A 16,336-nucleotide genomic window follows, 5' to 3' on the forward strand; every position below is an offset into this window, starting at 1 on the left:
CCTGCCTATATTTTAACACAATGAAAGGAACCTGCGAACAGATTCCTTTCCATTTTTTTCTTAAGTTTATGATGTTGTGCTATGCAGGTGAGTCAGCATTGCTTCAGCTTACAGAAAAAAACCTCCGGTGGTATAATTAATGTAGGTTCGCCAACCGCACTAATATACACAGGAGGTATCCATATGGATAATAATAGTTTATCACATACAAAGTGGAATTGTAAGTATCATATTGTTTTTGCACCAAAATATAGAAGAAAAGTAGCATATGGAAAAATTAAACAGGATATAGCAGATATTTTGAGTATGTTATGCAAAAGAAAAGGTGTAAAAATTATTGAAGCAGAGATATGTCCAGATCATGTACACATGTTAGTAGAAATTCCGCCAAGCATAAGTGTATCGTATTTTGTAGGGTACTTAAAAGGAAAGAGTACATTAATGATATTCGAAAGACATGCAAATCTGAAGTACAAATATGGAAACAGACATTTCTGGTGTCGCGGATATTATGTAGATACGGTAGGGAAAAATGCAAAGAAAATACAGGAATATATAGCAAATCAGTTACAGGATGATCTGGAATATGATCAAATGACACTGAAAGAGTATATTGACCCGTTTACGGGTGAGCCAGTAAAACGTAACAAATAAAGATAAGCCCGAAAGGGCTTTGTAGGTAAATGATGTTGCGCTTGGCGAACCTATTTCGATGAGTCTTTAGACTCCAGTGCCGGTAATAGACCCTTATAGGGTCAAAGCAAACCACCGGCTAAGCCGGTGGTCGTGATTATACTAGGGAGGTGTATTTATGCACAAAAAAAGTGTGCCATTGATTCGCCAGATGGGGACAACAGACTGTGGTATAGCAGCATTGACAATGATCTTCCAATATTATAAATATAAGATAGATATTAGTGAATTAAAAGCTACAACAAGTATTGGAAGAAATGGTATGTCTTTAGCAAAAATGAAAGAAATTACGGAAGAACATAATTTTTCATTCAAGGCGTATGGAAACTACGAAACCGAAGAAAATTTGATAAAATGTTTACCGATTATCATGTGTTCAAAAGAAAATCATTATGTTGTAGTTGCGGAGAAAAAATATGGGAAATATATACTTTTAGATCCTTTAAAAGGAAAAGAAAAGGTTGATTATTCATATATTAAAAAGAATTTTTTAGATGTACTTGTATGTGTTCGACCAACAGAAAAGAATTATAAACGTGAGAAACGTGAGTCTTTTCTTATACCTATAAATAAAAGCAAATTATTTCTGGCAAGTATTCTAACGTTGGTTACACAGGGAATTATATTGATTCCACCGCTCATTATAAAAAAAATAGTCAATGAAATAACGTATGATACATTAGGCTTCAATTTTGTAAAATATGCGTTACTGATATTATCAGTGGCATTAAGTTATTTACTTGCAAATTTAGCTAAAAAAAGGGTAATACTTATTTTACAGAATAATATATACAAAGATACTATATTTTTAATGCTGAATAAAATATTTGATATTGATTTAAGTTATTTTGAAAGCCATTCATCAGGAGATATTGAAAATCGCTTTAATAGTGTCAGTGATATATACGAATTTATATCAACAGCTCTAATTTCAACAGTGATAGATGTGGTTACTGCTGTTTTTTGCGGAATAATGATGATAACACAGTCAATACCATTGTTTGCAGTTATAATAGTAATGACTGTTATACAGATAACAATAGTAATGATTTTAAATCAAAAAGCTAGAATAAAGGTTAAAAATTATATTGCAGATCAGAGTGCATTACAGGCACGAATGGTAGAAACTTTGACTAATATCCAGCAAATAAGGTGCATGAGAATAGAGAATATGCTGAGTGATAGTCTGAAACAGGATTATAAGCATTTAATTAAGAGATTACGTGAGCGTGTACAAATAAGTGATATTATGGAGTCGGTGGTGGGGGCTTTTTCAATAGCTTCTTCATTGATACTTTACGTTATAGGAGGATACTTGGTTTGTGATAATAGGTTGGAATTAGGAACGTTAATAGCCTTTGTCACACTTGCCGGATATTTTACAGGTCCATTTCAAACTCTATCTTTGGTGGTACCTCAAATTAATGTTTTAAAGGAAACAATGATTCGTTTAAAAGAGTTAATGAATTATAAATCTAACCGTAAAAATGGTACTCAGCATATTAATTCATTTGAGTCTATGGAAATGCAGCAAGTAACATTTTCTTACTATGGAAGCACGAAGCCAGATGTAGAGAATGTTAGTATGATGCTAAAAAAGGGGGAGAAGATAGCATTTGTAGGAAGTTCAGGAAGTGGAAAGACTACAATTACAAAATTATTATTGAACGTCTTTTCTCATTATCAAGGACAAATTTTAGTAAACGGGGAAGATATAAAACAAATATGCAAAGAGGATATAGATCGGATATTTGCCATAGTTACTCAGGTTCCAATGGCAATGAATGGAACAATTAGAGAAAACGTGGATATTACAAATACGTTGACAGATGAGGAAATATATCATTATTTAGATTTAGTAGAACTGAAAGATGATATAGAAAAATTCCCATTGGGACTTAATACATTTGTGGGAGAAAATGGACAGAACATTTCAGGAGGACAAAAACAGCGTATTGCTATAGCAAGAGCATTGGCACTGAAACCGGAAGTTATTATTTTTGATGAAGCCACAAGCAACTTAGATCCTCTTACAGAACGAAGAATATGTAATAATTTGAAACAACTACATATTACCCAGATTGTAGTTACACATAGACTGAATGCCATACAAGATGCTGATACAATATACGTAGTTGAAAAAGGAAAAATAATTGAATCCGGAACACATGTGGAACTACTTCAGTTAAAGGGCGCATATTATGATAGTGTAAATAATTAAGAACAGGTGAAAGTCAGATAATGGCTTTCACCTGTTCTTTTAAGAGATCTTTTCTTCATACGGATCAATATGTTCAATAGGTATCTCTAATATGACCTTTAAGCCATGAGGAAGTATATTTTCATATTTGATATTTCCGTTATGGGCGGTTAATATTTGGTAAACCAATTTTAGACCAAATCCATGAACAGACTCCCCATTTGAATTGTACATATTATTAGGAAAAATACCACTATTCATTTTTTCTATTTGTGTAGAAGTCATACCGCCACCATTATCAATGACGGAAATAATACAGGTATCATTTTCTTTTAAAATTTCAACTGTTATTTCACAACCATGAGGATTATGATTAATACAATTTTGAATTAGATTGCTTAGCATTCTTGAAAAAAGTTCCGTATCTCCTTTGATCAATACTGGAATCGTATCAGATGATGAATGAAAATCAAAAGAATATTTGTTGTCTATTGGTCCATTCATAAAGCCAATGATTACTTGGCGGGCAATTTCCACAGGAGAAAAACTGGTTTTTATTAAAGGCTGCATAGAGTATTCTAGTCTTGAAGTTAAATTTAAATCTGCGATTAGGCTACGGAGTTTTTCGCTTTGTTTACGAATTATACTTGCTTGTAGTTGTACAGGTTGCGAAGCATCTTCATTTTTTTCGATTTCAGAAGCATATCCCAAAATAATAGAAAGAGGTGTCCGGACATCATGCGAAACACCATTAATCCATTCGGCACGCGCCTGTTCTTTTTGTAGAAGATGTTTTCCAGCCTTATTTAGTTCAGCATTTATACTTGAAAGTTCACCTGTTTCTGAAAGGGTAATGGGTTTTCCCTGAGCAATAGAGTCAATACCGTCAATGATTGGCACTATAGATTTTTCTATTTTATGTGTATTACGCCAGAATAATATAAATATCAGTAATATATTAAAACAAATCATTAAAAAGATACCGACTATTAGGCTGTGAATATAATTAATATCTATTGAAAAATTGTATTTTGTTATACTATTAGGTTCGCACCCGATAACCAATAAGCCGGCAGAATGTTCTTGGATAAAAACAGGATATTCTTGTAAGTACCACCGACTAAACTTGGCTATTTGTAAATTTGAATAGGTTCTTGGCAATTCTTCGGGTAAAAATTTTTCCCAAATGACATTTCCTTGTTCGTTTAAAATCATCGCCCAGGCACTTTTATTTTTTAGAATATTTTCTATATAATCAGTAGAAGAAATTGTTCCATCTACATTGAGCGTGATATTTTTGCTAATGGTTTGGACGGGTATATCTGGATCAGTAGAATTATTCCATGCCATGAGTAAAGTCCCACATATTAAAATAATATTTAGTACAAAAAATAAAATCAATATAATAAGGGTGGAAAGAAGATATTTTTTAAAAAAACGCTTGGCAAGCTTCATTATTTTACTCCTTTCACTAGCAATTTATATCCTAGCCCCTTAACTGTTAGCAGTGAAACAGGAGAAGAAGGATTTTTTTCGATTTTTTCTCGAAGATGCCGAATGTGTGTCATGAGGGTAGTTTCATACCCTTGCCACATTTCACCACAAGCAGTTTGGCAAAGAGTTCCTATTGTTACAATGTGATTGGCATTATCTACAAGTTTTAATAATATATTGTATTCTTTAGCAGTCAAAGGAATAATTTTATTTTCACGATGTATTTCTGCCTTATCAATATCTATAAAAGAATTTTCTAATTCTATAATTCGTTTCTCTGTAGGATAACTTCTTTTTAAAATAGCTTGAACACGTAACAATAGTTCTTTAGGCAAAAATGGTTTGATTAAATAATCATCTGCTCCCAATTCAAAACCAGAAAAACGATCTTCGGCTGCATCTTTGGCGGTCAGCATAAGAACCGGAAGTTTACTGAGGGCTCTGATTTCTTGCAATACCTCAAATCCGTCCATACCAGGTAACATAACATCAAGAATAACCATGTCAGGTAGAGTTTCTCTTATTATTTGTAAAGCCATTTCTCCAGATGTTGCGGTCATTATTTTTGTATAGCCTGCTCTTTCAAATATTGTTTTAATAAGGGTGAGTAGTTCTTGTTCATCATCAACGATAAGTATAAATTTATCATACATATATTTTTATCTCCTAAAATTTTATAGTTTAAATTATTATACATCTTGTGGAAAAAGAAGTATAGAGAAAGAGGAAAATCTCAAGGTTACCTCAAGGTTACTTCAAGGAAATCTCAATGTAGTTGGTATATAATTACAGTATAAAAAAAGGAGGTATAAAAAAATGAGTGAATATATTATTCAAACCAATAATTTAACAAAACAGTATGGAGAGCAAAAGAGTGTTTCTGCAATGAACTTGCATGTGAAAAAAGGAAGAATTTATGGACTGTTGGGACGTAATGGAGCAGGAAAAACGACTACAATGAAAATGCTGTTAGGATTAACAAAACCGACATCGGGAAACATAAAAATATTTGGGAAAAGTATGGAAACCAATAGTAAAGATATTTTACCGCATATAGGTAGTTTAATAGAATCACCAGGATTTTATCCTAATTTGACTGGGACTGAAAATCTTCGTATTTTTGCGGAGCTTAGAGGATTAAATAAAAGTAAGTGTGTAAGAGATGCTTTGGAAGTTGTCGGTTTGCCCTATCGTGATAAAAAGTTATTTGCGGAATATTCACTTGGGATGAAACAACGACTGGCCATTGCATTGGCAGTTATGCACAATCCCAATTTGCTGATATTAGATGAGCCTATTAATGGTTTGGATCCTATAGGTATTGCAGAGGTACGTTCGTTTATTAGAGAGTTATGTGATGTTCAGGGAAAAACTATTTTGATTTCTAGTCACATATTATCAGAGATAGAATTACTGGCAGATGATATAGGGATTATTGATAAGGGAATTTTACTTGAAGAAGAAAGTATGAAAGAATTGGCGAAAAAAAATAGTCGCTATGTCAATTTTATGGTATCGGATAGCCAGCGCGCAGCGGAAATTTTAAGAAAAGAATTTGAATGTGATGATTTTCAAATATGTGATAAAAATAGACTTCAATTATATAATACAACAATCCCTAGATCAGAAATTACTTATGTTTTTGTAAAGCAAGGATTGGAAATTACAGAAGTTCATTTATGCGAAGAAACATTGGAAGATTATTTTAAAAGGGTGACCGGAGGTGAAGGAATTGCTTAAATTAGTTAAGGTTGAATTTCAAAAACTGAAAAGAAAAAAGTTTATTCTTTTAGTAACTTTAGCTGCATTTATGTTTCCGCTTCCATTGGCTTATTTAATGACAACACCAGCTATGATGGAGCAATATATTGATAAAGCGGACGCATTTGACGGACTATTTAATATGGTATTGGGGTATGGAATCCAATTTTTATTACCCTGTATTATCGGAGTAGTAGCTGCTATGTTGTTTTTTATTGAACGTGATAATGATACATTTAAAAATATTAAAACAATCCCACTATCCAGTACGCAAGTAGTTACAGCAAAAATTATAGTGCTATTTATTATAGGCGTTGTATTTTGCATAGCATCAACGGTAGCAACAGTTCTGGTTGGTATGTTTACGTTAGATGTATACGGTTTAGGATACAAAATATTTCTGGCGGTTGAAACAGGAATATTTATTACCGCAGGAACATTACCATTGATTGTTATAGTGGTATTTTTTAGTCGTACTTATGTTTTCTCTGTTTTATTATGTATTTTTTATAGCGTTTTAAATATGAGTGCAACAGCACTTTTCGATGCATTACCAAAGACAATATTATGGTTACTTCCTACGCCGCTTACAACATTTTGGAGTGCTGGAGATATGAAAAGACATGGAATTAATATGAACCTTGTACAAATGAATGGATTAATTCCTTCAACTTTTCAAGTAATATTAATTCTTGGGATTATGGCAGGAATTTCAATACTATTAATTGACTGTTTGTACAAGAAAAGGGGGGAATAAAATTGAGGACTATTGTAAAAACAGAATTATTGAAATTAAAACGTTATCATATTATATGGGCGGGGATAGCTCTTATGCTACTCTCTGTTCTATTGACACTTTTTACTTCTATGGCTAATGATGGATCTGTATGGGATTTTCGATACTTAATAGAGCAGGTAATCAAAAATAATATGTCAATGATTTTCCCAATGTGCATAGCTTTGATTGCTGGATATATTATATCGCGGGAAGAAAAAGACGATGTTTTGAAGAATATTATTACCATTCCAATTTCATTTAAAAAGTTGTTGGTAGGAAAACTTATTGTATGTGCAATGTTATCAATATTATTTGGGCTTATTTGTACGATATTTACGTTAATTGCAGAGTGTATAGTTGGTTTTCCTGGATTTACAGTAAATTTGGTAATCCAAGGGCTAGTACAAATAACATTGGAAAATTTACTTTTGTATCTAGCGGTATTACCAATTATTGTTATAACAAGCAGACTATCAGGCGGCTTTATGATAGGTGTCATTGTTGCTTTTGTGTATGGATATGGAGGTATGTTTGCAGCAGGAAATATGACATTGGCTAATATATATCCTATTACTGCAAGTCTGGGATTAATTGGGTATAGAAGTTATGATACATCCGTACAATGGAGTTTTCCATTGTGTTTATGTAGCTTGATAATTATTGTCGCTATTTCTGTAATTTTAGTCGCAACAATGAAAGAAAAGGAGAACAAAAAAACTCGTACAAAAACAAAAAAAGTCAAACCAAAGAAAGGGTGGTTATAAGTGAAAAAAAGTTGTTTCTTTATTCTAATGTTTTGCTTGTTATTGTCTGGGTGTTCAAAAGAGGAGGTGTTGGAAAAATATAATGCAGTAGTCGAAAAGGTGGGAGAAGTACAATTAACCAATGATATAAACCTGCAAGGGAAAAGAGATTATGGGGAAGATTATTATACGGGGACATATCAAGCAGAGTACAAAAAATTTTCTGATACAGAATATCTTTTTGGAGGAACAACAATAGAAAGAGCGGCAGGGAAGCAGGTTGAATTGTTTTGTAACCTAGAAATAACAAAAGGAGAAGCTGAAATATTCATTATTTCTGGTAGCAATGAACCTAAAACTTTAATAAAAACAACAGGTACTTATGAAAATACAATAACATTACCAGATGGCAGTAATTATATCGGGATTGTAGGTAATGATTTTTCAGGAACAGTAAAAATAGAAGTGAAATAAAGATAGAAAATGCTAAAAATGGGTAAATTTGGAAGATACAGGTTTGGTTGCATTTTACTGTGGTAAAAAGTATATGAAGAGTGGAATGGCGGTTGTTTAATACTGCCATTCTTTTTTTTGAAAATGCCTCTATGGGAATTATTACACAGGGAATCGAAAAAATTACATGTAGATGGGATAGTACATTAAATATGGTAAAATATAATCATAATATGAGATCGGAGGTATATTCTATGAAGAAACTATTTAAAGTATTCAGCCTAATGCTGGTGGTGATAATGGCTTTTCCATTCTCTGTTATGGCAAGCGAAAATGACCAGCAAAGAAGTGATTTGATTGGTGCAGAAGAAAGGGATTTTGAAAAATTGATTGCAGAAATCCAGAACATTAAGGCTACTCACCCAGATTATTCAGAAGAAATGCTCATGTCTTTTTTGGAAGCCAATCATCAAGATGTGGAAAGGGGGATTATAGATATTTGGAATGCGCTTACAGATTCAGAAAAGAAACTATGTATTCGTTATCCTTTTGATGCCCTAAAGGTAAATAAAGCAAAAAATATTGCTACTTCGCAGACAGAGGCAAAATTTGGGACAAATGGTTTAGGAAATAGAAGTGATGCTTTTCGTCATGGAATTTGGAATGCTGAAATGACTGTTTTAATAGGAAAAGAAAGAGCAGAGTTATTTGCAACTGCTCATGAAGACAAAGATGTTACAGGAACAGAATCAGACGGATATCCAAAAACAGCACATAGAGATATGGACTTACATAACAATGAAGTGGGAAGAGAAATAGGAGAAAAAAATAAAGAAGCTTCTGAAAGTGAAATGGCGGATATTATTTATCAGGAAATATATTCCGCAACAACATCATTTATATGGCTACATGAATAAGATTTGAGCAGTGCGATTGCACTGCTCGTCTTCGTATTTTGCATATTTTGCGTAATTGATTACTTCTATTATTTGTATCGCTATGAATGAAATAGGGTAGCATGATAGTACAACATGATTAAGAGGTAGGCAATTATGGAAAGTCGTATTAAACAATTACGTGAGAAAAGAGGGTTAATACAGGAAATCCTTGCAGTAGAATTAGGGATAACACAGCAAATGTTGAGTAAGTACGAAAGAGATGTTACGTTAATAAAAGTAGATATTCTGAAAAAGATTGCTGCTTACTTCAATGTAACAACAGATTATTTGCTGGGAGTTTCAGATGTAAAAAGAGATTTGAATGGGCAGATGAAAATGAACGAAGTACTAGACGAATATTACGATTTAGTGGAAGTGTATAAAGAGTTAGATCCATGTGATCAGGAGATGATTTGGTCAATTATACAAATAGTAAAAAAAACGAGTGAGAAGAAAAAATCAGCAAACATGCAGAAGAGAGTGGAGTGAATGTTAAATATAGCAATTTGTGATGATGATATTCAAATAACTGGAAAAATCGAAAGACTTCTCCAGGATATAGCTAAAAGAAATTTTGTTGATACTGAAATAGAAGTATTCTGGAATGGAAAGAGTTTAGCAGATGCTATCGCAGCAGGTGAGAGGTATGATGTTATTTATCTGGATATAGAAATGGATAAAGAAGATGGTATTTCGGCAGCTAGAAGAATTAGAACATACGATAAAAATGTGCGAATTATTTATGTTACGAGCCATGAAAGTTATATGAGGGAATCCTTTGAGGTAAGACCGTTTCAGTTTCTTGTAAAACCTGTAACAGATAAAATAATGGAAAAGTGCTTTAAGTCGGTATATGAAGACATTAATAGTGAAGATTTTTATTTTCGCTATAGTTATCAACGTATGAATCATAAAGTACCAATCAAGGATATTTTATATTTTGAAAGCAACAAACGAAAAATATTTATTGTAACGGAACAAGAAATCCTTGAACTGTACGGAAAACTTAATGAGATTGAAGAAACCCTTAAAACATGTAAAATTTCTTTTTTGCGAGTTCATCAGTCTTTTCTGGTGAATTATAAACATATATCCGGACAATCTTATGATTCTGTAGTAATGGATAATGGACAAAAAATTTCAATCAGTGAAGACCGGAGAAAGATAATTAGTGAACAATATTGTTCTATGGAGGATACGTTTTATGTGGACGAATAGGGTATTAATGTGTGGGATAGATATATTGCTTTGCCTTTGGGCAGTATATTTATTCTTTTTTTATTTCGATATATTTTTTGCTCGTAAGAGAAAAAGGTATTTGTCGGTGATCGGTATAACGCTGTTCGTGATTTGGCAATTTGGAATAACAACGATTATTAGTTTTCCTGCCTACATCAATATTGCTGTGACGATTATGTTTACGTTTTTGGCAGTTATGATGACTTATGAAGGTAGATGGTGGAACAAAGGTGTATTTGTAATTACCTTTAATGCGATTTGGATGTTGATGGAAACCCTGTGCAACTATATTTTGCTAACATACTGCCCTCAATATGCTGCAGTTCGCCAAGTAGGCTCTTTCGTTTCAAAAATATTTTTTAATGCAGTAATTCTTGCATTAAAGAAAGTGTTCACAGATGATGATATTAAGGAATTGCCGGTCAGATACAGTATTTTACTTGTGTTGATCCCAACAGGAAGCATTTATATCATGAACAATATATTTATGCTTGGATTTGCAAATAATAATGGACGTACTCGTATAAACTCTACATTTACTGTACTTATTTTACTTGGTATGAACATATTGATATTTTATGTCTATATGAAGTTGGCTGATGATTTGCGGTTAAGGAGAATGGCAGCAGTATATGAACAGCAACTGGAATTATGCGAACGTCATCAGCAAGAAAGAGAACTTTCAATGTTGCAGTTGCGGGATATAAAACACAATATGAAGAATAATCTTATTTCCATTCTTGCTTATGCAGAAAATAAAGAATATGAAAAAATGACAGGTTTTATTGAAGAAATTATGGGAGAGGGCGGTATGGTGATTGCCTCAATATCGAATAGTGGGAATATTGTGATTGATTCACTTATTGGATATTGGTATGTAACTGCCCAAAACAAAAGAATAATTTTTAAAACGGATATTTGTATTCCGATGATAATGCCTTTTAAAGGAGCTGATCTGAGTCTGATATTGGGAAATTTACTGGAAAATGCAGTGGAAGCAGCAGAGAAGGTTGAAGAAAATAGATATATAAATGTCAAAATGAAATTTGATAAAAATAATCTATTATTGTTCGTAGACAATAGTTATAAAGGGAAGCTGTTAAAAACAAGAGATAACCGCTTGAAATCTACAAAGTCAGATGCAGAAAATCATGGAGTAGGTTTAGCCTCTGTGTATCGGGCAGTAGCAAAATATCATGGATCAGTGGTAATAGAGGATTCAGAACCAGGAAAATTTAAAATTCGGATAGTCTTATATAGTAATGTGCAGGAATAATTACATGAACACTCGAAATAATTACATAAAAAATAATGAGAAAGGAAAGAATGGTAAAATGGAAAGATAAATTTGGTATGCGGTATGGGGACTGATATATGGATAGCGTGAAAATATTGCTGTTTAGTGATGATGAGAAACTGTATAACAGTACTGAAAGGATTATTGGGAAAAAACACCAATTAAAATGGTGTACTTATCAACAGTTGGAAAACAATAGATATCCAACGGCAGATGTTGTGATTTTCCATTTTACTAAAGAGATAATAGAGAGGGAAAGGGCATTTGCGGCTATTATAAAAATAAAAGGGAGTTTGGGGCATTTAACGCCTATTCTTGCTATTAGCGAAGGGGGATCAATACAGGATATTTTTTCTATACTGAAAGCAGGAGCTTACGATTATATAGAAACAATAGATAACACACGAAAATATAAGAAAAAGATAGAGAACCTGATTTTATGGAATTGGTATATAAAAAAACATACATCAGCAAAAAAGAGGCAATGTTGAGAAAGAACCGGAGAAACATTGCTTCTTTTTTGCTGCCTTTTTGGGAAAAATTACATCAATACTCGGTTTTTTTACAAGAGAACCGAATGGGAGATTTTTTGTAGTAATGTATTGGTAAACAAATGAAAGGAGATTTTAATTATGAAATCTAAAAATTTAAAAAATCAGCCAGCAAAAGTATTAGCAAATTTATCTCTGAAACTTGGTAAAATGTCAGCGGACAGTGCTTGCTGTTATATTTATCATCAGCCAAAGATGCCAGAAGCATTGAAAAAAATGAAGAAACTTTAATTTCATGGGAAGATTATCGGAAAAAATAACAAGATACGTTATTGATGCCGGTGCAGTTTCAGAGGAATTGTATGCAGTATATCAATATGGATTTCAGATTGGATTAGAGATGTTAATTTGCCTATTCGTCTGTATGAGTATAGCGATATACTTGCATACAATCCCAGAATTCCTTGTGTCTACAGGTGTTTTTATGTTTTTAAGAACCTATGCTGGTGGTGTACATCTGAATAGCTTTAAGGCTTGTTTTATATGCTCTGTTACTGTTCAAGTTATGATTTTGCAAATTAATAACAAATATCCATTAGAGCTGTTTGTGGCTTGGGGGATTATTTTGGTCAGTTCCATTTGTATATGGAAACTTTCTCCTGTAGAAAACATTAACCATGAGTTGAAAAAAGAAGAAAAGGAACATTGCCGAAAAGTAACAGGTAAAATACTAGGAGCTATTTTCATTGCTGCTGGCTGTTGTACAGCTTTAGGTATGAAAAAATATTTATCCTTGATTGCGTTGACAGCGTTGACCGTTTTTATATCACAATGTATCGGCATCATAAAGTATAAAGTTGAAAAAGAGAAAAATTAGCGGGAATGATAAAATATTATTGTTTCCGCGTTTTTTATTTAAAATGGTAAAACTGTACAGAAATATAGAAAAGACTGTTGTGGGAGGAAAAGATGCAGAATATTTTTTCGGAATACAAAGATACCATAATTGTTGTTGACCTCATGAATCATCAAACAACTGATTTACTTGCCTGTCTCTGAATTAACCTGTATACTGCCATCAGCATACAAAAGGAAAGCGTGTGAAGAAACAGTTAGTCATCCGTCAACGCATCGATATGCACTGTACAGGATGTAAGCAAGAGATATTTACAACCAAGGCATTGGATGAGATCCATAAGGCATCTGCAGGAATCCCACGGATGATCAACCGTGTCTGTGAAAAAGCTTTGATGTATGCGTTTCAAAATCAGAAACGATTGATCGATGATTATATGATCAAGTTCGTTGTGGAACACGAGATGCTTAGGATGGTAACTTCATAAAGCAGGTACCGCCTGGAAACAGGCGGTATTGCCTAACTGACTGGTGACAGAAAGTTAACCAAACGAGCGTCAACTGATGTGAGCAATCTTGTGACATCTCATGAAATCACTAACACATAATATTGAGAAAAGAAAGGGAAAACTTTAGCTTGCTTTTATACCTTTTAGCTTAAAAATCAATTTTAGAAGGATGCCGCGGCTGACAGTCAGCATAAAATTGCTTTGAAAGATAATGGACATGGGATAACAAGATAGAGAAAAAATTATAGAGGAAATTAAGATAGATGTTGACTTGTACAAAAAACATCTGGTAAGTAATAGAGCTTTATATAACGATATCAAGAATTCTTAATAGGATTATAATTAAATAGCACGAAAAGGCAGAAGTGTTTGTATATATAAAAGTTCTTATGAAAATCTTAATAGTTTTTAATGAAAATCATAATGAATAAATAAAGGAAATTTGTTATAATTCAAATTATGGAAAGAGGGTGATGATGGTATGTGCGAAAAAATATTAGTTATAGATGATGAGAAGGATATAGCAAATTTACTGGAAGTTTATTTGCAAAATGAAAATTACATTGTTTATAAATATTACTGTGCTAAAGATGCAATACCTTGTATTGAAAAGGGCGATATAGATCTTGCTATTCTTGATATTATGCTCCCGGATATAAATGGTTTTTCCTTATGTCAGCGTATTCGTGAAAAATATACTTACCCCATTATTATGCTAACTGCCAAAATTGAGGAAACAGATAAAATTACTGGACTTACATTAGGTGCCGATGATTATGTGACAAAGCCATTTCGTCCTTTGGAAGTGGTTGCCAGAGTAAAAGCCCAGCTACGACGCTACAAAAAATATTCATCCGTTACAAGTGAAGAAGGAATAAAGCCAGAACTTTCATACAATAAATTACGATTGAACGTGCAGACACATGAATGTCTATTGGATGGTGAGAATGTGTCGCTGACTCCGACCGAGTTTTCAATTCTTAATGTTTTGTTGGAAAATGCCGGGACGGTTGTAAGCATTGAATATTTATTTCATGCAGTATGGAAAGAGGAATATTATTCAAAAAATAGCAGCACTATCACAGTGCATATCCGACATTTGCGTGAAAAATTAAAAGATACTTCTGATACCCCGAAATATATCAAAACAATTTGGGGAGTAGGTTATAAAATCTGAAAGGAGAACCCATGAAAAGAAAGCGAAAATTTGGGGTGTCAGTTCTTTTTTTGATTTATCTGGCACTTTTGGTTTGGATAATATTATTTAAGCTGCAATTCAATATCAATGATTTAGACACTGTAAGAAAGATAAATATTATTCCATTTTATTACGATAAAGAGATTGGAGTAGATTTTCACATAAAAGAAGTTCTTGAAAATTTATTGATTTTTGTCCCAATGGGCATATATCTGCAAATGCTTTTGTTTAAGAGCAAATCCTATTTGAAATTATTGATAATTGCTGGAATAAGTCTATTGCTGGAAATTACACAGTATATACTTGCTATTGGTAGTTCTGATATTACCGACCTGATTACTAACACAGCAGGCGGTCTTTTGGGTATTGCTTTATATTCTATTGTGGCTCGATTGCTAAAAAGTCGAGAAAAAGCAGATAAATTATTTTTGGTTATTGCTGTAATTGTGAGCACCTTCATAATCGGTCTGTTGGCACTTCTTTTATTTTTAAATTGATTGGAGGCGTGCTTATGAAAAAAAAGCAACTTACTACGGAAAAGCGGCTTGGAGTACAATTATATTTAGTACTATTTTTATATACTGTAACTGGTATAGGACTGGAAATTTTGGCAGAATTCATTTTTCCGAAATTCGATAGCAAAATTTTATCATGGCTATACTGGCGTATAGATATGATTTTTATTTTCTATCTAATCATTGGTTTTGTATGTATATTTAATTACTTCTGGAAAAAACCATGGGGATATTTGGATGAAGTTATTTCCGCAACACAGACAGTTTATGAGCAGAATGATCATCCTGTAGCATTGTCTGATCCCCTTAAAGAATTAGAGGAACAACTTAACCAGATTAAACTGTCTGTGTTGTTAAGCAAACAGGTAGCAAAAGAAGCTGAGGATAGGAAAAATGAAATTGTTATGTATCTGGCCCACGATATACGCACTCCCCTAACAACAGTGATTGGATATTTAAGTTTACTCCACGAAGCACCGGATATGCCTGAAAAACAGAAAGAAAAATATGTTCAAATTGCATTAAGTAAGGCTGAACGACTTGAAAAGCTTATCAATGAATTGTTTGAAATTACAAAATATAATGCACACACTGTCTCGTTAAAGAAAGAAAAGGTAGACTTACAGTGTTTGTTGGCACAGGTAGTTGATGAAATATATCCCTCTTTATCTGCAAAAGGCAATTCGGCTGCTTTTACGGTTGATGATGATTTAGTTGTATATGCTGATCCGGAAAAGCTGGCAAGGGTTTTTAGTAATCTTTTGAAAAATGCAGCGGCATACAGCTATCCTAATACAGAGATTATTATAACTGCAAAGCGTTGTGGTAATAGCGTTCAAATAAACTTTGAAAATCATGGACGGACTATTGAACCTGAACAAATTTCTGGCATATTTGAAAAATTCAATCGCTTGGATGAAGCCCGCCTTTCTGATACAGGCGGTGCAGGATTAGGACTGTCGATTGCAGAGGAAATTATACGATTACATGGTGGAACCATTACTGCGTTTAGCGAAAATGAGATGGTGTCTTTTGTGATTATGCTTCCCATTTCTGATTAGGCATTTAGAAGTAAAATCTTAGGAATTTCTTAGGAGATTTTGTTCCATATCTTTGAGATTAAACTGTTTTTGTTCGGTACAATAGTTACTGAACAAGGACAGTTTTTTGTT

Annotated in this window: 19 protein-coding genes; 17 read left to right on the forward strand and 2 right to left on the reverse strand. The window is 33.0% G+C overall.

The features are described from left to right. The first annotated feature begins 183 nt into the window (after window positions 1–183). Both tnpA and AB5618_RS16990 read left to right on the forward strand, forming a co-directional pair. Window positions 184–654 carry an IS200/IS605 family transposase gene (tnpA, locus tag AB5618_RS16985; RefSeq protein ID WP_118408900.1) on the forward strand — a complete coding sequence of 157 codons (471 nt, stop codon included), beginning with the start codon at window positions 184–186 and terminating at the stop codon, window positions 652–654. Window positions 655–811: 157 nt separating this feature from the next. Then, complete coding sequence (locus tag AB5618_RS16990; RefSeq protein ID WP_055056067.1) at window positions 812–2,914, forward strand: peptidase domain-containing ABC transporter; 2,103 nt, start codon at window positions 812–814, stop codon at window positions 2,912–2,914. A gap of 39 nt (window positions 2,915–2,953) precedes the next feature. On the opposite strand, the gene AB5618_RS16995 is transcribed toward AB5618_RS16990, so the two are convergent. Further along, a complete protein-coding gene (locus AB5618_RS16995; RefSeq protein ID WP_117689881.1) occupies window positions 2,954–4,348 on the reverse strand; it encodes a sensor histidine kinase KdpD in 1,395 nt (464 codons plus the stop codon). After that, on the reverse strand, window positions 4,348–5,040 hold the full coding sequence (locus tag AB5618_RS17000) for a response regulator transcription factor (protein WP_055056065.1): 693 nt from the start codon (window positions 5,038–5,040) through the stop codon (window positions 4,348–4,350). The genes AB5618_RS16995 and AB5618_RS17000 overlap by 1 nt, the downstream gene beginning before the upstream one ends. Window positions 5,041–5,203: 163 nt before the next feature. Here AB5618_RS17000 and AB5618_RS17005 point away from each other — a divergent pair, with 163 nt between their 5' ends. The 15 genes from AB5618_RS17005 (at window position 5,204) to AB5618_RS17075 (ending at window position 16,225) form a co-directional block, all read left to right on the forward strand. After that, window positions 5,204–6,127: an ABC transporter ATP-binding protein gene (locus tag AB5618_RS17005; protein WP_055056064.1), complete on the forward strand. Its 924-nt coding sequence runs from the start codon at window positions 5,204–5,206 to the stop codon at window positions 6,125–6,127. Next, window positions 6,120–6,905 carry an ABC transporter permease gene (locus AB5618_RS17010; protein WP_117689883.1) on the forward strand — a complete coding sequence of 262 codons (786 nt, stop codon included), beginning with the start codon at window positions 6,120–6,122 and terminating at the stop codon, window positions 6,903–6,905. The genes AB5618_RS17005 and AB5618_RS17010 overlap by 8 nt, the downstream gene beginning before the upstream one ends. 2 nt (window positions 6,906–6,907) lie before the next feature. Then, complete coding sequence (locus AB5618_RS17015) at window positions 6,908–7,690, forward strand: ABC transporter permease (protein ID WP_117689884.1); 783 nt, start codon at window positions 6,908–6,910, stop codon at window positions 7,688–7,690. A gap of 66 nt (window positions 7,691–7,756) precedes the next feature. Continuing rightward, a complete protein-coding gene (locus AB5618_RS17020; protein ID WP_270844445.1) occupies window positions 7,757–8,143 on the forward strand; it encodes a hypothetical protein in 387 nt (128 codons plus the stop codon). Between the two features lie 233 nt (window positions 8,144–8,376). Beyond that, complete coding sequence (locus AB5618_RS17025) at window positions 8,377–9,039, forward strand: hypothetical protein (protein ID WP_117689885.1); 663 nt, start codon at window positions 8,377–8,379, stop codon at window positions 9,037–9,039. A gap of 135 nt (window positions 9,040–9,174) precedes the next feature. Beyond that, window positions 9,175–9,549, forward strand: coding sequence for a helix-turn-helix domain-containing protein (locus AB5618_RS17030; protein WP_055056059.1), 375 nt, complete (start codon window positions 9,175–9,177; stop codon window positions 9,547–9,549). Further along, the gene (locus AB5618_RS17035; protein WP_026648513.1) at window positions 9,550–10,278 is read left to right on the forward strand and encodes a LytTR family DNA-binding domain-containing protein; all 729 of its coding nucleotides are present in this window, start codon (window positions 9,550–9,552) and stop codon (window positions 10,276–10,278) included. Further along, complete coding sequence (locus tag AB5618_RS17040; protein WP_117689886.1) at window positions 10,265–11,575, forward strand: sensor histidine kinase; 1,311 nt, start codon at window positions 10,265–10,267, stop codon at window positions 11,573–11,575. Before AB5618_RS17035 ends, AB5618_RS17040 begins: the two co-directional genes overlap by 14 nt. A 98-nt stretch (window positions 11,576–11,673) precedes the next feature. Further along, a complete protein-coding gene (locus AB5618_RS17045) occupies window positions 11,674–12,087 on the forward strand; it encodes a hypothetical protein (protein WP_026648511.1) in 414 nt (137 codons plus the stop codon). A gap of 141 nt (window positions 12,088–12,228) precedes the next feature. Beyond that, entirely contained in the window at window positions 12,229–12,378 is a 150-nt protein-coding gene (locus AB5618_RS17050; protein WP_081019423.1) for a cyclic lactone autoinducer peptide, read from the forward strand. Between the two features lie 4 nt (window positions 12,379–12,382). Continuing rightward, window positions 12,383–12,964 carry an accessory gene regulator ArgB-like protein gene (locus AB5618_RS17055; protein WP_117689887.1) on the forward strand — a complete coding sequence of 194 codons (582 nt, stop codon included), beginning with the start codon at window positions 12,383–12,385 and terminating at the stop codon, window positions 12,962–12,964. Between the two features lie 223 nt (window positions 12,965–13,187). Beyond that, complete coding sequence (locus tag AB5618_RS17060; RefSeq protein ID WP_055056056.1) at window positions 13,188–13,430, forward strand: hypothetical protein; 243 nt, start codon at window positions 13,188–13,190, stop codon at window positions 13,428–13,430. Window positions 13,431–13,932: 502 nt separating this feature from the next. Continuing rightward, complete coding sequence (gene vanR / locus AB5618_RS17065) at window positions 13,933–14,628, forward strand: VanR-ABDEGLN family response regulator transcription factor (protein ID WP_055056055.1); 696 nt, start codon at window positions 13,933–13,935, stop codon at window positions 14,626–14,628. 11 nt (window positions 14,629–14,639) lie between these two features. Beyond that, window positions 14,640–15,146, forward strand: a complete 507-nt coding sequence (locus AB5618_RS17070) for a VanZ family protein (RefSeq protein WP_055056054.1) — start codon at window positions 14,640–14,642, stop codon at window positions 15,144–15,146. A gap of 14 nt (window positions 15,147–15,160) precedes the next feature. After that, on the forward strand, window positions 15,161–16,225 hold the full coding sequence (locus AB5618_RS17075; protein WP_368366929.1) for a sensor histidine kinase: 1,065 nt from the start codon (window positions 15,161–15,163) through the stop codon (window positions 16,223–16,225). Window positions 16,226–16,336 lie beyond the last annotated feature (111 nt).

Origin of the sequence: Ruminococcus sp. J1101004sp1_RTP21198st1_B9_RTP21198_201120, from assembly GCF_040924245.1 — a bacterium.
Classification (GTDB): Bacteria; Bacillota; Clostridia; order Lachnospirales; family Lachnospiraceae; genus Blautia_A; species Blautia_A faecis.